19 protein-coding genes are annotated in these 23,001 nt (G+C 40.5%); 4 read left to right on the top strand and 15 right to left on the bottom strand.

The window, feature by feature from the left end; translation table 11 throughout:
- Window positions 1-768: a flagellar motor protein PomA gene (pomA, locus tag H5088_RS18795; RefSeq protein ID WP_024597197.1), complete on the bottom strand. Its 768-nt coding sequence runs from the start codon at window positions 766-768 to the stop codon at window positions 1-3.
- Between the two features lie 321 nt (window positions 769-1,089).
- Here pomA and H5088_RS18790 point away from each other — a divergent pair, with 321 nt between their 5' ends.
- From H5088_RS18790 to H5088_RS18775, 4 genes are all read left to right on the top strand, one after another.
- On the top strand, window positions 1,090-1,332 hold the full coding sequence (locus tag H5088_RS18790) for an exodeoxyribonuclease VII small subunit (protein ID WP_002961738.1): 243 nt from the start codon (window positions 1,090-1,092) through the stop codon (window positions 1,330-1,332).
- A 2-nt stretch (window positions 1,333-1,334) separates the two neighbouring features.
- On the top strand, window positions 1,335-2,222 hold the full coding sequence (gene ispA, locus H5088_RS18785) for a (2E,6E)-farnesyl diphosphate synthase (RefSeq protein WP_039490432.1): 888 nt from the start codon (window positions 1,335-1,337) through the stop codon (window positions 2,220-2,222).
- A 105-nt stretch (window positions 2,223-2,327) separates the two neighbouring features.
- Window positions 2,328-4,190 carry a 1-deoxy-D-xylulose-5-phosphate synthase gene (gene dxs, locus H5088_RS18780; RefSeq protein WP_182754132.1) on the top strand — a complete coding sequence of 621 codons (1,863 nt, stop codon included), beginning with the start codon at window positions 2,328-2,330 and terminating at the stop codon, window positions 4,188-4,190.
- 200 nt (window positions 4,191-4,390) lie between these two features.
- Window positions 4,391-6,502 (top strand): hypothetical protein, encoded by a 2,112-nt coding sequence (locus H5088_RS18775; protein ID WP_182754135.1) that lies wholly within the window; start codon window positions 4,391-4,393, stop codon window positions 6,500-6,502.
- Window positions 6,503-6,543: 41 nt separating this feature from the next.
- Here the strand turns inward: H5088_RS18775 and H5088_RS18770 are convergent, their stop codons facing one another.
- From H5088_RS18770 to H5088_RS18705, 14 genes are all read right to left on the bottom strand, one after another.
- Complete coding sequence (locus H5088_RS18770) at window positions 6,544-9,630, bottom strand: ligand-binding sensor domain-containing diguanylate cyclase (protein ID WP_002961745.1); 3,087 nt, start codon at window positions 9,628-9,630, stop codon at window positions 6,544-6,546.
- A 37-nt stretch (window positions 9,631-9,667) separates the two neighbouring features.
- The gene (locus H5088_RS18765) at window positions 9,668-10,153 is read right to left on the bottom strand and encodes a phosphatidylglycerophosphatase A (protein WP_024596288.1); all 486 of its coding nucleotides are present in this window, start codon (window positions 10,151-10,153) and stop codon (window positions 9,668-9,670) included.
- Window positions 10,150-11,124, bottom strand: coding sequence for a thiamine-phosphate kinase (thiL, locus tag H5088_RS18760; protein WP_024596289.1), 975 nt, complete (start codon window positions 11,122-11,124; stop codon window positions 10,150-10,152). Before thiL ends, H5088_RS18765 begins: the two co-directional genes overlap by 4 nt.
- Window positions 11,125-11,170: 46 nt before the next feature.
- Window positions 11,171-11,581: a transcription antitermination factor NusB gene (gene nusB, locus H5088_RS18755; protein WP_002961751.1), complete on the bottom strand. Its 411-nt coding sequence runs from the start codon at window positions 11,579-11,581 to the stop codon at window positions 11,171-11,173.
- 15 nt (window positions 11,582-11,596) lie between these two features.
- Window positions 11,597-12,061 (bottom strand): 6,7-dimethyl-8-ribityllumazine synthase, encoded by a 465-nt coding sequence (gene ribE, locus H5088_RS18750; RefSeq protein ID WP_002961753.1) that lies wholly within the window; start codon window positions 12,059-12,061, stop codon window positions 11,597-11,599.
- Between the two features lie 100 nt (window positions 12,062-12,161).
- Entirely contained in the window at window positions 12,162-13,274 is a 1,113-nt protein-coding gene (gene ribBA / locus H5088_RS18745; RefSeq protein ID WP_024603846.1) for a bifunctional 3,4-dihydroxy-2-butanone-4-phosphate synthase/GTP cyclohydrolase II, read from the bottom strand.
- A 29-nt stretch (window positions 13,275-13,303) separates the two neighbouring features.
- Window positions 13,304-13,957: a riboflavin synthase gene (locus tag H5088_RS18740; protein ID WP_002961757.1), complete on the bottom strand. Its 654-nt coding sequence runs from the start codon at window positions 13,955-13,957 to the stop codon at window positions 13,304-13,306.
- Between the two features lie 16 nt (window positions 13,958-13,973).
- Window positions 13,974-15,107: a bifunctional diaminohydroxyphosphoribosylaminopyrimidine deaminase/5-amino-6-(5-phosphoribosylamino)uracil reductase RibD gene (gene ribD, locus H5088_RS18735; RefSeq protein ID WP_024596292.1), complete on the bottom strand. Its 1,134-nt coding sequence runs from the start codon at window positions 15,105-15,107 to the stop codon at window positions 13,974-13,976.
- Window positions 15,108-15,109: 2 nt separating this feature from the next.
- Entirely contained in the window at window positions 15,110-15,559 is a 450-nt protein-coding gene (nrdR, locus tag H5088_RS18730; protein ID WP_002961761.1) for a transcriptional regulator NrdR, read from the bottom strand.
- Between the two features lie 414 nt (window positions 15,560-15,973).
- Window positions 15,974-17,230, bottom strand: coding sequence for a serine hydroxymethyltransferase (gene glyA, locus H5088_RS18725; RefSeq protein ID WP_002961763.1), 1,257 nt, complete (start codon window positions 17,228-17,230; stop codon window positions 15,974-15,976).
- A gap of 269 nt (window positions 17,231-17,499) precedes the next feature.
- On the bottom strand, window positions 17,500-18,783 hold the full coding sequence (gene thrC / locus H5088_RS18720) for a threonine synthase (protein WP_182754129.1): 1,284 nt from the start codon (window positions 18,781-18,783) through the stop codon (window positions 17,500-17,502).
- An 11-nt stretch (window positions 18,784-18,794) separates the two neighbouring features.
- Complete coding sequence (gene thrB, locus H5088_RS18715; protein WP_039490420.1) at window positions 18,795-19,730, bottom strand: homoserine kinase; 936 nt, start codon at window positions 19,728-19,730, stop codon at window positions 18,795-18,797.
- A gap of 9 nt (window positions 19,731-19,739) precedes the next feature.
- A complete protein-coding gene (gene thrA, locus H5088_RS18710) occupies window positions 19,740-22,157 on the bottom strand; it encodes a bifunctional aspartate kinase/homoserine dehydrogenase I (protein ID WP_182754126.1) in 2,418 nt (805 codons plus the stop codon).
- A 228-nt stretch (window positions 22,158-22,385) separates the two neighbouring features.
- Complete coding sequence (locus H5088_RS18705) at window positions 22,386-22,754, bottom strand: response regulator (protein ID WP_024596295.1); 369 nt, start codon at window positions 22,752-22,754, stop codon at window positions 22,386-22,388.
- Window positions 22,755-23,001: the final 247 nt, after the last annotated feature.

Raw genomic sequence — 23,001 nt, 5'->3', positions numbered from 1 at the left:
TTACTCCTCGGTATCTACTTTGCGTTTAGATTCAGCTAAGTAATTTTTCAAAATACCTTCGATAACTTTTGGATTTTGGCCATCTTGTATACCTAAAATAGCATCTAAAATTAAACGCTGATTCATAGCTTCTTCGTCTTTACGTAGTTCAAGTTTTACCTGAATAGGAATTGCCACAACATTGGCTAAAAACGCACCATATAAAGTTGTTAAAAGCGCTACCGCCATTGCCGGGCCAATTGCTTTTGGGTCATCCATGTTAGATAACATTGCAACTAAGCCAATTAGAGTACCAATCATTCCCATTGCTGGTGCAATATCGGCTAATGACTTAAATAAGCCTGCACCCATTTCATGTCGAGTAGTGGTTAAAGAGATGTCTTTTTGAAGTGTGGCGCGAACAACATCTGCGTCATGGCCATCAACAAGCATGTCGACGCCTTTGCGCATAAATGGATTTGGGATTTCAGCTTCTTCGAGTGCTAAAAAGCCCCCTTTACGAGCTGAATCAGCAAGTTCTACTGCTTTTTCAATAAGTTCTTCTGGCGTTTCAATTTTAAACATAAACGCTTTAGCAACAACTTTACCTATACCCAAAAACTGCGACATGGTGAAATTTGATAAAACAATGAAAAGTGAACCACCAAATACAATTACACTAGAAGGAGCATCGGCAAACATAGCCATTTCACCGCTACTACTCATAAACATAGACATGACAATTAAGCCAATTGCGCCTAGGATCCCGATTATGGTTGCTAAATCCACATTTCCTCCAGAAGTTTCATGCTTAATGGCCTTATCATAAACTTTTATTATTAACTGCTTATCGGCAACATATTGAATTGCTTAAGCCATTTTTATAAATAAACATAAAAAGCAGCCTTTAGCACTATTTTAGATCAAGTTATAAGGGCTACCTAATTATCAATTGATTTATTAAACTAACAGACCGCTATTAAGGCTTTATTAATACACTTGAAATATAATTTAACGTTATAAAGGTAAAAAACCAATATCATCCTTTGACCTAGTTTAGCATTCCCCCTAAAATTGACCCCTAAATTTATTATGTAAGCTGAAATAAAGATGGCGACTAAAAAACCTGAAAACTTAAGTTTCGAACAAGCACTAGAAGAATTATCTACAATCGTTAGTGACATGGAACAAGGTGACTTATCGCTTGAGCAATCGTTAAAGCAATTTGAGCGTGGAATTGCATTAGCAAGTGCTTCATCAGGTAAATTACAGCAAGCAGAACAAAAAGTATCAATTTTGATGGGGAATGGCGAAAAGTCAGTTCTTACGAATTTTGATAATGATATGGAATAGCTGTGAGCATAAATAATTATATCGAACGTGCTCAAAAAGATGTAGTAGCGACCTTACAACAGCATTTTAAACAGCCTCTCGATACTGAAGAAACAGTCAAGAACGCCACCCAGTATGGATTATTTAATGGCGGTAAAAGATTACGTCCATTTTTAGTTTATGCCACAGGTAAAATGCTCGGTGCAAACCAGCAAGACTTACATGTACTTGCAGCTGCAATTGAGTGTATCCATAGCTATTCGTTAGTTCATGATGATTTGCCCGCAATGGACGATGACGACTTACGCCGTGGCCGCCCTACTTGCCATATAGAATTTGGCGAGGCAAATGCAATTTTAGCCGGTGATGCCCTACAAACACTCGCCTTTGAGCTTATTGCGAATCACAAATTCACATGCTCGTCGCAAACACAAGTAAAAATGATTGCTACGCTTGCCCACGCATCAGGCCTTGAGGGCATGGTAGGCGGACAAGGTCTTGACATAGCAGCAACAGATAAAGTAATTACCGTACAAGAGCTTGAGCGAATACATAAGCTAAAAACCGGAGCTTTAATTAATTGTGCAATTACACTTGGTGCACTGTGCAGTGAAAAGGCAGATCAACAAACCTTAGAAAATTTAAGCATTTTTGGGTATGCTATAGGGCTGGCGTTTCAAGTACACGACGACATTTTAGATGTTGAAGGCGATACGGTTACTTTAGGTAAACCACAAGGCTCCGATATTGCCGCGAATAAAGCGACATATCCGGCGTTATTAGGTATGCTAGGCGCTAAAGAAAAGGCGCAAAATTTAATACAACAAGCCCATGAAGCGTTGGCAAATATAGATGCTGACACAACACTTCTTGCGTCGCTAGCAAATTACCTAATTGAGCGTGACCACTAATTTTTGCTCATACGTATTGCAATTAGCACTGACATTATTACTCAACATTAATTATTCGTAAAAGCTTTGAATGAATTAATGTTAGCGAAGGATATATATAAAACCATGACACTTGATAGTAGCAAGTATCCATTACTTAATTTGGTTGACGAGCCAGCCCAATTGCGTGACTTAGCGCAAGACAAACTCCCTGCATTTAGCAATGAGCTGCGCGATTATTTACTCAACTCAGTATCGCAAAGTAGCGGTCATCTAGCGTCTGGTTTAGGGACGGTTGAACTAACCGTTGCGCTACATTATGTTTATAACACTCCAGACGATCGCCTAGTTTGGGATGTGGGTCACCAAGCTTATCCACATAAAATCCTTACAGGTCGTCGCGACCAAATGCACACTATTCGCCAAAAAGACGGTTTGCACCCTTTTCCTTTTCGCGATGAAAGCCAATACGATACGTTTAGCGTAGGTCATTCAAGCACCTCTATTTCAGCTGCCTTAGGTATGTCTATTGCCGCCCAAAAAGAAGGCAAAGGTCGAAAATCTGTAGCCATTATTGGTGACGGAGCTATCACCGCAGGCATGGCATTTGAAGCGATGAATCATTTAGGCGATGTAAAATCAGACATGCTTATTATTTTAAATGATAACGAAATGTCGATTTCAGAAAATGTTGGCGCATTAACAAATCACTTTGCCCGAATTTTATCAGGTAGCTTTTATACTAACATTCGTGAAGGCAGTAAAAAGTTACTCTCAGGTGTGCCTCCGGTAAAGCAACTTGCCAGTAAAATGGAAGAGCACATTAAGGGCATGATGATCCCGGGGACCTTCTTTGAAGAATTAGGCCTAAATTACATAGGCCCAATTGATGGTCACGATGTAAACATGCTTGTAGATACATTGCGTAATATGCGTAATTTAAAAGGCCCACAGCTTTTACATATAAAAACGCAAAAAGGTAAGGGCTACAAACCGGCTGAAGCCGATCCTATTGGCTACCATGGTGTACCAAAATTCGATCCGAGCACAACTAGCCTGCCTAAATCTAAACCTAGCGCTGCTACTTTTTCAAAAGTTTTCGGCGATTGGTTATGCGACATGGCAAAGCAAGACAGCAAGTTAATGGCTATTACGCCAGCAATGCGCGAAGGCTCTGGCATGGTACGTTTTTCTAAAGAGTTTCCAGATCAATACTTTGATGTGGCCATTGCAGAGCAGCATGCTGTTACTTTAGCGGCTGGTTTTGCTTGTGAAGGTTTAAAACCTGTTGTTGCTATTTACTCGAGCTTTTTACAACGTGCGTATGACCAATTAATACATGATGTTGCACTGCAAAACTTACCTGTATTATTTGCCATTGACCGCGCTGGTATTGTTGGAGCCGATGGTGAAACTCACCAAGGTGCGTACGATTTAAGCTTTATGCGCTGTATTCCAAATATGGTAATTATGGCACCAAGCGACACCAACGAATGCCGCCAAATGCTATACACCGGTTATAAAGAAAACTGCCCTGTTGCAGTTCGTTACCCTCGAGGTAGCGCAGGTACTGCAGACATTGAAAGCACTATGCAACTGCTCGAAATAGGTAAGGCAGATACAATTAAGAAAGGCAGTAAAATTGCCATTTTATCGTTCGGTACATTACTTGAAAACGCCCAGCTTTCAGCTAACGAATTAGATGCAACGCTTGTTAATATGCGTTTTATTAAACCACTTGATACTGCACTTTTAAATGAGCTTGCTACTAGCCACGATACCTTTGTTACGCTTGAAGATAACGCGATTGCTGGCGGTGCCGGCTCTGCAGTTAATGAATACTTGGCAACGCAAAAAGCTGATATTAATATCCTTAACTTAGGTATTCCTGATGAGTTTATTAAACACGGCACGCAAGATGAAATGCACGATGAAATGGGATTAGGCGAGCAAGGAATATTAAACGCTATTAAGGCGTTTATCGCTTAAGCTATTTACTTAGTTTATTAAAAAGGAGCCTCAAGGCTCCTTTTTTTGTTTTTAATTTTAACTTTTTTGCATCCAGTTTCATTTTATAGCCGTTATTGATATGAGGTTAACATGTAAATAATCAGTGCCGCTTAGTCTATGCCTTATGAGCAAGCGCGTTATTTACCTACATTTGATGGAATATTTAAAAGGTAAAAATGATGAATAAAGCTAATTTAACAACTCATTCAACACAAAAAAACACACTTAAACACACGCTTAGTTTTTCAGCTTTAACACTTGCAGTATTAATCGGCATTACAGGCTGTAGCTCAGACGATGGTGAAAACGGCGTAGATGGTATTGCAGGCACCGATGGACAAAACGGTACCGACGGTACAAATGGCAACCCTGGTTTTGCATCAGCCACATTAATTTTGGCAAACAATGGCGAGAGCAATACAGGCACTATCGATTTAATTAACCAAAATGCCTCTAAACTAAAAACCTTTAATACAACAGCTAACGAAGGCGTTGCATTTGATAGCTTAGGTAATTTATTGCAAGCAAGCGACAGCGAAAATGGCAGTATTAAAACTATTTGCCAGCTTGCAAATCGTAGTGACGGCGCAACCTATACAGCTAATACAGATCGCGAAATAACAGGTACTAACACAACACTGGTAAACCCTAAAGGAATAGCTGTAGCACAAAAGAGTGGCCTTGTTTTTATTGCTGACTTTGGCGCTATGCAAGTAACGACTTTTGGCGCTACAGCCGCGGGCGATGCAGCGCCTTTAGGCACAACTATTACAGAAGCGGCGCCGTGGGATGTTGATTATGATGAATCTAACGACCGCCTTTATGTAGCACTAACAAATGGTGATGTAGCCGTTTATGATAATTTTGTTGGTGGTGAATTTGCCGCAATGCCAAGCCGCACAATTACTCCAAGTAATAATGATGGCACGCAAATATCTGTAAATATTCACGGCATTGTTTATGACTCAAATACTAATAAACTTGTTTTGTCTGATGTAGGCAGTGCCTCAGACGCAACCGATGGTTCGTTATTTGTAATTAATAATGCTTCAACTGCAGAGGGCTTAGTAAGCGTTGCACGAAGTATTGCCGGTCCAGCAACAATGCTTGGTAACCCAGTTGATATTAGCCTTGAAGGTAGTGACTTACGTGTAGCTGAAAAATCAAATGATGCTGTTCTTGTGTTCAGCAATATATTTTCAGGTGAGAGCGGCGATATCACTCCTGATTTAGTTACCTCAACAATTAAACCTGAGTCAATTACTAAACTGGGTATACAAAATGAGATGGCTGATATTTCAGATAGTGATACCGCTAATATGGCGCTGCTAGGTGTTGCTGTAAGTAGTAATCCGGGCACTGCAGGTGAAACAACTGGGCAAATTAGTCGATTAAGTTCACAACTTAACACAGAAATTGGCAACTATAATGCAAGTCAAACTATCGAAAGTGTAACTTTTGATAAAGCGGGTAATAGTTATACAACGTTCGATAACAGTACAACCTCAATTGGCGGTATTGTTATTTCAAATAAAGTGGCAATAAACAGAGATGGGCAAACTTATAATACTAACCAAGACAGCATTATTACTGGTTCGAATACAGGCCTTATATCTCCTAAAGGTCTTGATGTGGCTTCTGATAGCGGTATGATTTTAGTTGCAGAAAATAATGCAGATACTCCAAGCATTTCAATATTTTCAACTTGCACCACAGGGGATGCAAGCCCATTAATGACGCTTACGTTTGCAAACGATGCTCGCCCTTGGGATGTTGATTACGATGCAAACACTGATCGAGCTTTTGTAGCACTAACAAATGGAACCGTTGCTGTATTTGACGAAGTTAAAAGCAAACTAATGGCTGGTAGTACTAATATTGCAGTTGAGGATAGGCTTATAACGCCAGCAAATGCAGGTACAGCAGTAGCAGCACCAAGCAACATGCACGGCATCGACTTCGACTCGCTAAGTGGCTCGCTAATACTCTCTGATGTTGGTAGCGCAGCAGTTGCTGACGATGGCAAAATATACGTATTGAATAACGTAGCAACTGCATCGGGCTTGGTAAACATAAGTACCACTATTAGCGGTCCAAATACCCTACTGGGTAACCCTGTTGATATTATGTATACCGGAACAGATTTATACGTAGCTGAGAAGTCAAATAATGTGGTTATGCGATTTAATAATATTTTAAGCAGTGCAGGCGGTGATATAAGCGCCGATACCAGTACGGCATTTACAGCCCCTGAGTCGATTGCAATATTACCAGCTTGGCTTAACAAATAGAGTTAACCTCACCATGCCTGACCAATAACCTTGGTCGGGCATTATCGCATCCACACTTTTATATCTGCCAAGCCATTACTTTGTAAAATACCTAATTGCTGATCAACATTAGAGTTTTGTTCAAACTCAAATGCATCGAGCTGATCATCAAACGTAATATTAGCCACACCATCACCACCGCGCTTTTTAACTTGATGCAGTGCTATATCTGCTAAGTTAATAGAGGTTTCCCAGCTAATTACCTGTCCGCCTAGTAAAGGTAATGGATAAAATGACCAACCAATTGATGCCGTGATATTAGTTGTTTTTCCATTTGGTAATTGGAACGAATTAGCCGCTATTACTTTACAAAGTTCTGAGGCATAGCTATCTATTTTATTGCATTTAAAGTCACGTAATAATAATAAAAACTCATCACCACTCCAACGTGCCACATAGTCAGAGCCCTGCGTACGCGAATTTAACAATGCAGCCATTTGCTGTAAGCAGCTATCACCTGCAATTGGGCCATACGCATCGTTAATACGGCTGAAGTTATCAAAGTTAATAATTACCAGCACCAGTGACTTACCTTGTGCCTGCAGCGACTGTGAATTACGTTGAAAGTGCTCAATATCTTTAGGGAGTTGATCAAACAAAAAGCGGCGACTACGTAGCCCTGTTAGCTCATCTGAGTGACTCACTAATTTAAGCTGTGAATTCACTTGGCCTAATTTATCATTAGCTTGGCGAAGCTCTAAGGTACGCTCAGTGATTAAGCCCTCTAATGCTTCTTGTTTTCTGCGCTCTTGTGCTCTAAACACCCAAAAAATGAGATAAAAAAGCAAAATAAAACCACTGGTAATTAAAAGCCTAAAGTAAATTGTTTCGTCAAAGCGCTCAGGCACTACAAAACCGTATTCTACATCTTGCGCTTTAGCCCAGTCTTCACCTTGGCGCTTAGCTTCTAATTGAAACAAAAACGAGCCAGGAGGCAAGTTAGTATAAATAGCTTCACGTCGCGTATTTGCATAGCGCCAGTCACTATCTAAGCCACTTAGTTTATATCTAAATTCAATGCTGTTTGGTGCATAGTAATCAATAGCTGTGTAAGTTAGCGTTATATCACGCTCGTCTGTTTCTAATGATGGTTTTTTACCAAGCGCAGCGGTAGTTAAATGACGAAGTGGCGTTGTTATTGTCTCTATTGTTGGCTTTAATGCAAGCACACCAAATAGCTCTACATTTTTAGGTATTTCAACAACACCTTGTAAGCTTGGGTACCAAATAGAATTTCCGGTGTCTGCTACCGCATCATGCCCAAGTCCACTACAACATTGATTCGCTTTACCATCAAGTTGACGGTCAAAAGATGAAATTACTTCTTCAACTTTTAAGCTTTTTATTTCTGTTTTAAATTGCTCTACAGGCATTCTGTAAACACCTTTCATGGTGCTTACCCAAACATGCTTTAACTTTTCATCATATTCTAGGCTAAATATAGAACCATACGGTAAACCATTAGCCGCATCGAGCTGACGCCATTGCCCTTGCGTACTTCTGTAAAAAAGCCCATCGTTAAGAGAGCCTATTAAAATACCCACGCCATCTATATGTAGCACGCTAGTTACGTATGCGCTTTCAAGTGTTGTTTGGTCGCCAATTTTTTCAATGCCACGGTCTGTAAAGTAATATGCGCCCTTACTAGTACCAATCACACCAAAGTTTGTTTTATCTAATACGTAGGTAATAAACTTACTACCTAAAAAAGCGTTATAGGCAAAAGGCGTTAAACCAGCATAATTTAATCGATATAAACCGCGTCCGGTACCAATCCAAAAGCCGCCTTTACTAGAGCGACTTATTGCAAATACCGGATTATCGCGAAGTGCTCGACCAGGGACGGTGTAAAGTGTCTTGTTTTCAAAAACAAATAAGCCGCGCCCTGTGGCTATATATAATCGCTCACCATCAAATTGTAGATCGTGTACTGATGCGTATCCATATTTACTACTTGGGACTAAATTAATAAAACTTTTATCTAAATCGAAATAACCAATGCCGCTTTTATTCGCAACCCACAGTTTACCATCGGGTGCTTGGCTAATAGCCATAACAGATTCGGTCATATTTGAAACTGCTGAATGCCTTTCGACTCGCCCTTCATGAGCAAGCCACAAGCCTTCACTAAAGCTTGCTAACCAAACGTTATTTTTATCATCTCTAAAAATATCAGCAAACCATATACTTTGATCGAGTTGGCTAGGCTCTACCCATTGCCACTCACCGGTTTTATCTCTGAATAATAAGCGTCCATAGGTCGAAACCCACAAGCCACCATCGGTATCACTCATAAACTTATAAACGGCTGAGTTATTTGCATTAGGTAGAGGAAAAGGTCTTAGCTCGTCATCTAAATCTAAAAAGTATGCACCTAGCTCAGAAGCTATATACAAATTACCATTTAAAAATGATAAATCGTGCACTATGGTTTGCGCTAAGCGCTCTGGTAAAGATATTTTTGCGGTAAGCTCTAAACGTAGTTTAGAAAAATCTGATGAGTTTTTTGTAAGGCGTAATAAATGACGATCATTAACCAGCCAAATGCCTTCAGGAGAGAGTGCCATTTGGCTAACAGAGCCAACTATTTGTGTGATCACAGTAGCATTAACAATAGGTAGAGGACCATTTACTTCAGTGCGTAAATCAACTTGCCCTCTATCTACATAGTATAAGCCGTTGGCCGCAATCCATATGCTACCTTTAGAGTCCTCAAGAATATCCCTTACTGGACCTTTAATATTAAATTCTTGTGCTGCAAATGTGGCTGGGTTAATAACTACCAAGCCACTTTTAGTGCCTACCCATAGCAAACCACTAGAATCGACTAAAAGCTTATTAACACCATTACTAGGCAAGAATGGACTATTTTGCGTGTTATAATTTGTAAATGTTGTACCATCAAAACGGCTTAAACCAAATTGCGTACCAAGCCACATATAGCCTTGCTGATCTTGCACAACACTTTTAAGTGATTGCGACGGTAGGCCATCTTTTATATTCCATTGCTTAACTACGTAATCAGTAATTGAAGCCCAACTTGGCGTCGCGCACAACATAAGTACACAAACCAGTAAAAATCGCATCATATTGCTGCCACCTAGTTAAACAAATCAAATATAAAAATTAAAAGGGCAGTAAACCCACTTTTATTAACGCTTGTAAACATATAAGCGAAAAAATACCCGCAAGTATATCGTCGGCCATTATACCTAAACCGCCATGTACTCGTTTGTCTAGCATACGGATTGGGCCGGGTTTTGCTATATCAAAAAAGCGAAATAACAAAAAACCTACGAGTAATGTTTGCCAGCTAAGTGCTGCGCCAATCATAGTGATGTAATAACCCGCCACTTCATCCCATACAATAGCAGGATGATCGTGCACGCCTAAATCATCAGCCGTTTTACCGCACGCCCATATACCAAATATACTGATCACAACGGCAAATACAATTTGCAGCCATAACGGATAATACATGGTCATAAAAATGAATGGCAAGGCAGCAAACGTACCAAATGTACCGGGCGCTTTAGGGGCAAGCCCAGTCCCAAAGCCCAGACCAAAAAACTGATGTGGACGCTTTAAATTAAACTTGCGGTTATTGTTCAAACCAGCTCCTTTGCAAAGTGCTCAAAACCCTGCGGTTCAAAATCAAACTTTTCACCGTTGTGTAAAAGCTCAATTTGGCCATCGCCACTTTTAACTTGGCCAATGCATGTTGCATCTACACCATACTGGCGTAGCTTTATTTCTAACATACTTTTATTGCTATCAGGGACCGTAAAAATTAATTCGTAATCATCACCGTAACTGAGAATAAATGGCAGCTGCTGATTAAAATCAAGGCTTGCTTGCATCGCATCTGAAGTTGGAATACTTTCAATATTCACCACTGCACTTACTTGTGACATATCGAGTATATGACTTAAATCAGCGATTAAGCCGTCCGACACATCGATAGCCGATGATGCAAGGCCTCGTAATACCTGCCCTGCAGCAACACGTGGGGTTGGAAAGTCAAAGCGTTTATTTACGTACTTTAAATGCTCTGGCTCAATACTTATACCTTGTTTGCGAGACTCAATTGCAAGTCCAGCGTCACCTAGCGGACCCGTAACATAAATCCAATCACCCACTTTTGCGCCACTACGACGAAGTGCAGTACCTTCGGGTACAGTCCCTTTCGCACAAATAGTGATGGTTAGTGGGCCCTGAGTTGTATCGCCTCCTATAATCTGCACATTAAAATATTCAGCAATTTCATGCATGCCATCAGTAAACTCTTCAATCCACTGTGGGTCAATACTTGGCAAAGTTAACGCAACTGAAACCCAAGTCGGCTCAGCGCCCATGGCCGCTAAATCACTTAAATTAACAGCAAGCGCTCTGTGACCTAATGCACGAGGGGAAATATCATCAAAAAAGTGTACGCCAGCAACAAGAGTGTCTGTTGTAACGGCAAGTTGGCAGTTTTGTGGAACGGTTACTAAAGCGCAATCATCCCCTATACCTAGGTTTACATCACGACGGGTGATACCGCGACCTTTAAAGTAGCGGTTAATTAATTCAAATTCCTTCATACACAAAAAAGCCGGCCTATGCCGGCTCCCCTCTTTAACGGTTTACTTACTTGCGTAAATGCTTAACAGCTTTATCAAGTACACCGTTTACAAATTTATGGCTGTCTTCAGCGCCAAAAATTTTGGCCAGCTCAATACCTTCGTTAATAGCAACTTTATAAGGTACGTCTTCACGGAACTTAAGCTCATAGCTGCTTAAACGTAAAATTGCACGCTCAACCATATCTAAGTCATCAAACGGACGTGTTAAATGTGGTGATACAGCTTCGTCTAGTTGCTTGTAATTTACAGCAACACCCGTCGCTAGATCTTTAAAGTATTCAACATCAATTTTAGTAACGTCTGTTTCGATCAACATTTGTTGTTCGATATCGGCAATTAAATTGCCACTTATTTGCCAAGAATAAACGGCTTGGAGTGCTAAGATACGTGCTTTACGTCTTGCTGCTGGTTTCACAAAAATTCCTTAAACTTAAATTTTATCTAACACATTAACCATTTCAAGCGCGCCTAAAGCAGCTTCGCCGCCTTTATTGCCCATTTTGGTGCCAGCACGCTCAATTGCTTGTTCAATGCTTTCTGTGGTTAATACGCCAAATGCAACCGGGATATCATACTCAAGTGATACTTGCGCAAGACCTTTGTTTGATTCGCCAGCAACTAGGTCAAAGTGTGGTGTACCACCTCTGATCACTACGCCTAATGCGATGATTGCATCATACTCTTTTTTTGCCGCAACGCGTTTAGCCGCTAAAGGTAATTCTACCGCGCCTGGCACATAAATAACGGTAATGTCGTCATCTGATACGCCACCTGTGCGTTTTAGCTCATCAACAGCACCTGCAAGGAGGCTGCTACCAATAAAGTCATTAAAACGAGAAATGACAATGGCAAATTTTTTGCCTGGAGCGTACTTATTACCTTCAATAATTTTCATTTGATAACCCTAAAAATAAGTTCAAGCGGTTGCGATTGCGCAAAAATTGCTGCGCATCATACCATAAAAATAAAATAATAGCCTAGTTTAAGCGTGATGCTTATTGTGGCTCAACGTAATCAACAACTTCTAAATGAAAGCCCGAAAGTGCATGGTACTTTTTAGGGCGACTCATTAATCGCATTTGTTTAATTCCAAGATCGGCAAGTATTTGCGAACCTACGCCAACAGTACGAGATGTACCTTTGAATTTACGTGGCGTAACGCTTTCGCCAGCATCAGCTGCTGCAAATGCTTTCACAGTTGCCTCTAACTCTTCAGTGCTTTCTTGCTTACCTAAAATAACTAAAGCACCTTCATTTTTAGCGATATAAGCCATTGCTTCAGAAAGGCCCCAGCTACGGTCAGCACTTCTGTCTGAAAGTAGAATATCGTTAAAGGTACTTTGCAAATGTACACGTACATTTGTCGGCTCTTGATCTTTTATATCGCCTTTGAGCAATACGTAATGTAATTGGCCGTCAATTGTGTCTTTGTAAGTAACTAAATCAAATTCACCATGAACAGTTGGTAACTTACATTTTGCTACTTGCTCAATTGTTGTTTCGTTTAAGTTGCGGTATTCGATTAAATCAGCAATGGTGCCAATTTTAATATCGTGCTCTTTCGCAAAAACTTCTAAATCAGGGCGACGTGCCATAGTGCCGTCAGCATTAAGTATTTCAACAATAACAGATGATGCTTCAAGTCCAGCTAAACGCGCTAAATCACAGCCAGCTTCAGTGTGTCCTGCGCGAGTTAATACGCCACCAGGTTGCGCCATAATAGGAAAAATATGTCCAGGCTGAACAATATCACTTGGGACTGCGCCTTTAGCTATAGCCGCTTGCACTGTACGCGCTCTATCTGCTGCTGAAATACCGGTTGTAACACCTTTTGATGCTTCTATCGACATTGTAAAGTTAGTCGAAAATGCTGCACCATTGTTTTTAACCATTAACGGTAAATCAAGTTGCTCGCAACGCTCTTGCGTCATGGTTAAACAAATTAAACCACGGCCATGGGTAGCCATGAAATTAATCGCTTCTGCGCTAATATGCTCAGCAGCTATTATTAAATCGCCTTCATTTTCTCTATCTTCATCATCCATTAAAATAACCATTTTACCGGCTTTAATATCGTCGATGATTTCTTGCGCACTGTGTAAATTCATAAATTTGCTCGTGTAAGTTGTCAGTTTCGTTATTTAATAAAACCCGCTTTAGCGAGTAAGCTCATCGAAATATCAGAGCCCGTTGGTTGCTCTGCACCCTTTATAAGGCGCTCTAAATAACGTGCAATTTGATCGACTTCTAAATTAACTTGGGTACCTACTTTAAAATGAGCAATTGTGGTTTGCTCACTCGTGTGTGGGACAATTGTTAATTTGAATTTATTACCCTCTACAGCGTTTACTGTCAGGCTTATACCATCAATACATACCGAACCTTTGTAAGGAATGTATTTCATTAAATTTTCGTCAGTTGTAAGCCAATATTCTGTTGCTCTGGCGTTTGCTGTAATACTTGTAATTGTTGCGATACCATCAACATGGCCAGACACTAAATGACCGCCTAAACGAGAAACAGGTTGCATGGCTTTTTCAAGATTCACCGTTTGTCCTAAAGCATAGTGAGCAAAACCGGTCAAACTAATCGTCTCATTAGATAAATCCGCACTAAAACCATCAATATGTTTATCAACTACAGTTAAGCAAACACCATTAGTTGCAATGCTGTCACCTAACTTTACGTCTGTCATATCAAGATCAGCACTTTGGATACGAATGGCTAAGTCGCCTTGTTTTTTTTGTAATAAAGCAATTTTGCCTGTGGCTTCTATTATCCCAGTAAACATAGCACTACTCTTTTTATTAAGTGATTTTAATGAGTTTTGACGCGGTGATACGTAAATCGTCACCAATACGCGCACATTCATTAAATGTTAAATCAACGGTGTTCTGCATACTCGTCAATTCAGGAAAATTAACTAAACTTTTTGCATCATGGCCCATTAGTTTAGGCGCTAAATAAAAAACAAACTCGTCAACTAAATTAAGCTCTGTCATTTTACCAGCAAGTGTTGCGCCAGCTTCAAGCCAAACATTATTAAACTGCAGTTGCCCAAGTTTTTCTAAAACGGCTTGTAAATCAACTTTACCGTTACTTTCACTAACTTCAATATGCTTTACAAAATGCGGCCATTGCAATGATTTATCAACCTTAGTCGTAAATATTATTACATCACTTTGGATTTCAAATAAAGCAAGGTCAGGTGTTAAACGGTTTTGAGAGTCAATTATAACACGCACGGGCTGGCGAAGCGGCAAATCAGTAGGCAGTGTGCAAGGCAGCTCACTTAGTCGCACATTAAGTTTAGCATCGTCTACTAGCACTGTATCGGCACCGGTTAAAATAGCGCAGCTTTTCGCTCGGTATAATTGTACGTCTTGTCGAGCAGCAGGACTTGTGATCCACTTACTTTGCCCATTTTTAAGCGCCGTTTTACCATCAATACTCGCTGCCATTTTGCAAATCACATAAGGTAAGCCTTGTTCCATACGCTTAAAAAAGCCAACGTTAAGTGCGCGAGCTTGTGATTCGAGTAACCCGTAAGCAACGTCAATACCCGCGTCGCTCAGTATTTTAAGGCCTTTGCCAGCAACTTGTGGATTTGTATCAACCATAGCAGCAATTACTTTTACCACACCGGCAGCTTTTAAGCCTTCGGCGCACGGTGGCGTACGGCCATAATGACTACACGGTTCAAGCGTTACATAAGCCGTTGCACCTTGTGCATTTTTTCCAGCGACAGCCAGTGCATTTACTTCTGCATGGCCTTGACCTGCTAATTGATGAAAACCCTCACCAATTATTTGATTATTTTTAACTAAAACACAGCCAACATTAGGGTTAGGTGTGGTAGTAAACCGGCCTTTTTTGGCAAGTTCTATGGCGCGTGCCATATACATTTCATCATGTTCAGTAAAAGGAACTTGGCTTTGCATTGTTACTCCCCTAAGCGGGCAATTTCTTCGCCAAATTCGCGTATATCTTCAAACGAGCGATAAACAGAGGCAAATCTTACATACGCTACTTTATCGAGCTTTTTGAGGGCTTCCATAATGCATTCACCAACCAAATGGCTTGAAATTTCTCGCTCGCCTGTAGCACGCAACTGCGATTTTATTATATTCACTACTTCGTCTACTTGCTCTGTGCTCACTGGGCGTTTTTCGAGTGCGCGATTTAAGCCATTTAATAATTTATCTTCGTTAAATGGTTCGCGGCTGCCGTCTTGTTTAATAACACGAGGCATAACCAGTTCAGCGCCTTCAAATGTAGTAAAGCGCTCATGGCAGTCGTTGCACTCACGGCGCCTTCGAACTTGGTGGCCTCCGCCGACTAGGCGAGAATCAATAACTTTAGTATCTTTTGCGGTACAAAATGGGCAATGCATAGCTTGGTACTTCCGTTTTAAAACAAAAAAGACCGCTAAATAGCGGTCTTTTATCTTAGCAAAAAATAGGGCCTGTTGACCTTTCAGGATTAAATTTGTTCTATCTATGGGTGATTTAATCGCGGCGCGAGGTTTGTAACCTAGTGGGCTAAGTAAAAACCGAGCAAAGCTTCCGCGTCCTGCTCACGCCCCTTACCTACATCCATGTAGGCAACAAAGAGTAAATCGCCCCTAGGACGAACCCGAGGGCAGTGCATGTTTGGCATTTATGCTGCGTTATCGCCTATTTGTGTGGAGTAACCACACTACATAGACTCTGCCTTGCCTAAAAACCAAACATGCTACTGCAAATTAAACCTCGAAAGATAAACAGGCCCCTAGCCTATGTGATCTAAATTACTGCTGCTTATGCAATTAAGCGTAAACAGGTAATTTTGCACAAATTGCTTTTACTTTTTCTTTAACTTGCGCCTGTACAGATTCATCAGTGATGTTATCTAGTACGTCACAAATCCAGCCAGCAAGCTCTTTTGATTCTTCTTCTTTGAAACCACGACGAGTGATTGCAGGAGAACCAATACGCAAACCAGATGTTACAAACGGAGAACGTGGATCGTTTGGCACTGAGTTTTTATTAACTGTGATGTTAGCGTTACCAAGGGCTGCGTCTGCATCTTTACCAGTAATATCTTTATCGATTAAATCGAGTAGGAATAAGTGGTTTTCAGTTTTGTCAGATACGATTTTGTAGCCGCGCTCTTGCATTACAGCAACCATTGCTTTTGCGTTTTTAACAACTTGTGTTTGGTATACTTTAAATTCTGGTTGAAGCGCTTCTTTAAATGCCACTGCTTTTGCTGCAATAACATGACATAAAGGACCACCTTGGCCACCAGGGAAAACTGCGCTGTTAAGCTTTTTATAGATTGCTTCATCGCCACATGCAGAGATAATTAAACCACCACGAGGACCAGCAAGTGTTTTATGCGTAGTTGTAGTTACAACATGTGCATGAGGAACTGGGCTTGGATAAACGCCTGCCGCAATTAAACCTGCAACGTGAGCCATATCAACAAACAGGTAAGCACCTACTTTGTCAGCAATTTCACGGAATTTAGCCCAATCAACAATACCTGAGTACGCTGAGAAACCACCAATAATCATTTTTGGTTTATGCTCAAGTGCTAGTGCTTCAACCTGTGCGTAATCAATTTCGCCCGTTGTTTCATCTAGTCCGTATTGAATTGCATTGTAAAGCTTACCAGAGAAGCTTACGTGTGATCCGTGAGTTAAGTGACCACCATGAGCTAAGCTCATACCAAGTACAGTGTCGCCTGCTTCTAATAGCGCTAGAAAAACAGCAGCATTAGCTTGCGAACCAGCATGTGGTTGTACGTTTGCGTAGTCAGAACCAAATAACTCGTTAGCACGGTCAATTGCTAATTGCTCAACAACATCAACGTGCTCACAACCGCCATAATAACGTTTGCCAGGGTAACCTTCTGCGTATTTATTTGTAAGCTGTGAACCCTGCGCTTCTAGTACGCGTGGGCTACAGTAGTTTTCTGAAGCGATTAGTTCAATGTGCTCTTCTTGGCGAGCAGTTTCTTTGTTTATCGCGTCAAATAACTCTGGATCAAAATCCGAAATATTCATGCTACGTTCTAACATTGGGGTCTCCTAGGGCAACGTGTATGGTGTTTTTTAGAGGCTTTATTGTACGCTTTAAACGACTCTTTGCCTACGCTCTTAAGTTGAGGATATTTAAACAGGGATTGAAACTATTTCACAGACTTTTTAAGATGATATTTTCTTATAAAACCATAACGATTTTAAATGAATGCTATTTCTTATATTTAATTAGTAAATACAACTCACTAGATTTAATAGCCTAAAGTTATAAAAAAAGGCGGCTTAACCGCCTTTTTGAATTAATTAACTTAGCCAAGTTTAGCAAGTATTTCTGTACGTAATGCGTCGTAATCGGCCTTTATATCGCTTGCTAGGCATGGTTTTGCTAGTGCGTCGCTAAGTGGTTTTGGCATACCTAATTCAATATTTAAAATACCCTCTACGCTTTCTTTAAACTTAGCAGGATGAGCGGTTGCTAAAAAGATACCCGCTGCACCAGGCGCTCGATTTTCAACAAGACCTTGGTACGCAATAGCAGTGTGAGGCTCTGCAACATAACCCGTTTGTTGAATTTTTTTCATCACCGATTGCGTGTCTTCCTCGTTTACGCTAGTTGAATAAAAGTTATCGTAGCTAAACCAGTTATTATCTAACATTGTTTGCACACGCGGCCAGTTGTTTGGCTTACTTACATCCATTGCATTTGAAAGCGACTCAAGTGTTGTGTTTGGCGTCCAGGTTTTATCAAGCATAAAGCGCGGCACAGTATCATTTTGGTTGGTTGTTGCACTTAATTTACCTACAGGTAAGCCAATAACCGCACCAATCATTGCAGCACATACATTACCAAAGTTGCCACTTGGCACTGATATATGCGCTGTTGCGCGTTTTTCTTTTGGTAGTTGTGCAATGGCCTCAAAGTAATAACAAACCTGAGCAACTAAACGGCTAATATTAATTGAATTAGCAGAATTAAGCCCAAGTGTTGATTTAACTTCTTCATCTAAAAAGGCATTTTTAACCAACTCTTGGCAATCATCAAAACTGCCATCAACTGCATAACAATGAATATTGTTACCTAACGTAGTAAATAGCTTTTGCTGAGCAAGTGAAATTTTGCCTTTAGGATATAAGATGACAACATCGATATTCGGCTTGTTATAAAAAGCATGTGCAACGGCTGCACCAGTATCGCCCGATGTTGCGGTTAAAATAGTTACTTTTTCATCTTTATTAAATTGCGCTAAACACTCAGCCATAAAGCGACCACCAAAGTCTTTAAACGCAAGCGTAGGACCATGAAACAACTCTAAGCAGTACGTATTCTCTTCAACTTCCACCAGCTTAACTGGAAAGTTAAATGCATTTTTAACCATTTGTGCCACAGTCTCGCTTGGCAGCTCATCACCAATTAGGTGAGATAATATTTTGCCACTGCGTGTAACAAAGTCCATATCAAGCAATGCATCAACATCGGACAGTGGGGCAAGGGATTCAGGGAAAAACACACCTTGATTACGACCCAAACCTGTTTTTACGGCTTCAACGAACGACACTTTTTGTGAGCTATCTTTTAAATTATGTAATTGCATGACTACCTATCCTATAAAACTGTTAATTGACGCGTGCCGTCGTTATCTAATTTACAAATGTGGCAAAAGCCTTGCTCGTTAATGTAATTTGCCTCTAACCACTGCGCGCATTGCTGTGCAGCTTCAAGTGTTTTACATACACTAAACAAGGTGGGTCCTGCGCCCGAAATACTCACTATTTCAGCGCCCAACGCTGGTAAGCTTGCTTTGGCTTCACTAAAACCTTTAATAAGCGGTGCGCGGTAAGGTTCTGCTATTTCATCTTTCATTATGCTCAGTGCATCGTCAAAACGATTAGTTAACAGCAAGCTACTAAATGCCGACAAACGCTGTGCAAACTCAACACTTGCATGCATGCTCAACTCTTTTGGTAAAACCGAGCGCGCTTTTGCAGTGTTGAGTGAAAAACCAGGGAACGCAGCAACGTAGTACCAATTTTCATCAACAGGCAGTGCAATCGATTTATCAGGGATTAAATCACCTGTTAATTGCAAACCACCTAAATAGCATGGCGTGATGTTGTCGTAATGACGACCACCGCTCACTACAGCTTCAAAGTCAGCCATAAGCTCAATAAGCTCAACCTGACTTAAGTTAGTTTGTGCAAACTTATCAAGGGCAGCAAAGGTAGCCACGACCGAGCATGCACTAGAACCAAGTCCAGATCCAATTGGTAAATTCTTTTTAAGCTCGAGCTTTACGCTTGGCATATCAGGCGCGACATGCGCTCTAAAATGTACTAAACACTGGTACGCTAAGTTTTCATTCGCATCACTTGGTAACTTGTGAGCGTAGTCGCCAGTACAAATAAATTCGTCACTTGGTGCTGCACTTACAACAGCTACATCGCCTAATAAACTACCATCGATTGGCGCAAGCGCTGCGCCAAGTGCATCAAAACCCACTGCAAAATTACCAATAGACGCCGGAGCATATACTTCAATCATAACGAGCTCCTAGCGCGATAGTGTTTTTAAAATATCAGCAAATACACCCGCTGCTGTTACTTCAGAGCCGGCACCATAACCACGAATTACAAACGGACGTGGCTGGTAGTATTGGCTTAAAATAGCAAGCGCGTTTTCGCCATCGCGAATTACATTAAGCGCATGCTTTTCATCAACAGCCTCAATACCTACTTTACAGTGACCTTCTTTAATTGTACCTACATAACGAAGTACCTTTCCTTCGCTCGCAGCACTTTGAATGCGGTCATTAAAATCAGCATCTAGGCTTGGTAGTTTTGCCATAAACTCATCAACGCTATCACCTTGTGCAAAACCTTGTGGTAATACTGACTCAACTTCAATATCGCTTAGTTCCAACTTCATACCGGCTTCGCGAGCAATGATCAGTAACTTACGTGCTACATCGGTACCCGATAAATCATCACGAGGATCTGGCTCAGTAAAACCGCTTTCTTTGGCTTTAATAGTTGCCTCAGAAAGTGATAAACCATCTTGAAGTGCGCCAAACATATACGAAAGTGAGCCTGATAAAATACCGCTAAACTCTAGTAACTCATCACCGGCACCAAATAATGACTGCAAGTTATCGATTACTGGTAAACCTGCACCAACGTTAGTTTCGTATAAAAATTTACGATTATTCTTTTGCGTAGCAGCTATTAAATCTTGGTAATACGTGTATGAGCTTGTTGTCGCTTTTTTATTAGCTGCAACCACATGAAAACCTGCATTTAAAAAGTCTACATACTGCGCAGCAAGTGCATCTGAAGATGTACAATCTACTAATACCGGATTCACTAAGTGGTTTTGCTTAACAAATTGCTCTACTAATTTTAAATCAAATGCTTGCTCAGATGAGGCCAATTTTTGCTGCCAATCACTAAAAGCGATGCCTTCGTTATCAAGGTGTAATTGACGAGAGTTAGCAACACCATACAAGTTAAGTTTAATATTACGCTTTTCAAGCCAAGCTTGCTGACGTTCAAGCTGATTAATAAGCTCTTGCCCTACTAAGCCACAACCTAGTAAAAACACATCAATTGACGGCACATGCGTGAAAAAGTTTTCATGGCATATTTTTACAGCGTCATTACATAACTCACCATCAATTACCGCAGAAATAGCACTTTCTGTAGAATCCTGTGCAATTGCCACAATATTTACTTGCGCTTGTGCAAGCGATGCAAAAAACTTAGCCGCTAAGCCTCGGTGTGCGCGCATGTTGTCGCCCACTAAAGTAACAATGGCTAAATTACGTTGTACTTGTACAGGCTCAATAAGCCCTGCTTGTAATTCAAGCTCAAATGCAGTTTGTAGCGCATCGAGTGCAAGTGCTAGGTCTGTTTCGTGCACACAAAAACTAATACTAAATTCACATGATGATTGCGTGATCAATACAATTGATACGTTATCGTGAGCAAGCGCGTTAAATACCTTAGACGCCATGCCTACTTTACCTTTCATGCCTGGGCCTGAAACAGTTAACATTGCAAGGTCTTGTAAGCTAGAAAGCGCTTTTACGGGCTCATCAGATGAATAATCGTTACCAATTAATGAGCCTTGTGCGTCTGGGTTATGCGTATTTTTAATTTCACATGGCACGCCTGCTTTAGCACACGGTAAAATTGTTTTTGGGTGAAGTACTTTTGCACCAAAGTAAGAAAGCTCCATCGCTTCTTTATAAGATAAAAAATCTACTTTAGTGGCTTTTTTAATATAGCGAGGATCAGCGCTATATACGCCATCAACGTCAGTCCAAATTTGGCAAATCTCAGCTTCTAAACATGCCGCAGCAATAGCTGCTGAGTAATCTGAGCCATTACGGCCAAGCGTTGTAAGCTCACCTTTATCATTACTCGCCGTAAAACCAGGCATAATATAAATAGTTGCAGGGCTTTCTTTAAGCACAGCTTGAAAGCGAGCTTTACTTGCCACTAAATCAGCTTCTGCATCAATGTAGCCACCTGTTGAAGCAATACAGCTTGTTGCTTCTAAGTACCTTGCATCTTGTGAGCTCAATAAAGCCTGCATTAAAGAAACGCTAACGCGCTCTCCAAAGCTAATTACAAATGCGCGAACTTGATCAGGGCAACACTGTATAAGCGACACGCCATCTAATTTATTTTTAAGCTCGCCTAGGTCTGGCCAGCTTGTAACTACTACGCCACTTTTTTCAACGTCAGCTTTTAAGCCCTCACAACGACTCGCTAATGCTTGCCATTGCTGCGAAAAATCTAAGCCTTGCTCTGCAGCACTTGCAAGTGCAACTAGCGAATCGGTCATTCCACCTGGAGCAGAAAGCACCAATAACATTTCATCTTTTAACTGTGCTTTAACTAACTGAGCTACCTGTTGTAAGCATGCATAATCGGCAAGTGAAGACCCACCAAATTTTAAAACTCGCATTGTTTATGTTCCTCATCCCATAAAACGAAAAAAGGCCTGTGTTCTAAGTGAACACAGGCCTTTAAATTTGTTGCACCGACCTATGCCACTATCCAGTAAGAATGATGGTTGTAATAATAATGGTCAGTACGCGATTAATTGTTTTCATATGTTAAGACTGCCTTAACAAAGGCTATGCTGTCAACCCTAAATTAAAAGATAAAACAGCCTTTTTTAACATGAAAAAACCTAATGAATGCCAAATTTATGCAATATTTCATTCAAGCTTGATTTATTAATAGGTTTATCAATAAAATCAATTGCGCCAAGTTGGGCGACTCGTTGCTTCATTTTCTCCTGTATATCAGCAGAAATAACCAACACAAAGCACTCTATTTTTTCTGTTTTTATAGTTTCAAGTACTTGTATACCATCAACCTCTGGCATGGTGAGGTCTAGGCACAGTAAATCAAAGTTTTGTGCTCTTAAAAGATCGAGGGCGTTTGCTCCATTTATAGCTTGTTGTATATCTGCGTCTATACACTCATTTAAACACCGCACGACTTGTTTACGAGCAACAGCAGAATCATCACAGACTAATATCGAAAATTTCATCATGTTTACTACTACACAACCATCAAAGTTATTAAAAGACCATCTTTCTTTGCACTCAGGACACTTTAACACGCATCTAAATACTTAGCGCATTAATAATTCAATGCAATGATAAATATAGAATTAACTCATTTAAATATGATTAACGAAACTAAATTCTAATCAAACTTACAAAACTTAACGTCTAACAAATTTACTAATTCATAGCTGAGTTTAATTACATTAATACTACATACCTACTTAATTAGAT

Origin of the sequence: Pseudoalteromonas sp. SR43-3 (assembly GCF_014163875.1) — a bacterium.
Lineage (GTDB): Bacteria > Pseudomonadota > Gammaproteobacteria > Enterobacterales > Alteromonadaceae > Pseudoalteromonas > Pseudoalteromonas distincta.
The sequence above is the reverse complement of the archived record's forward strand: the minus strand, read 5'-3'. Positions and strand labels throughout refer to the sequence as shown.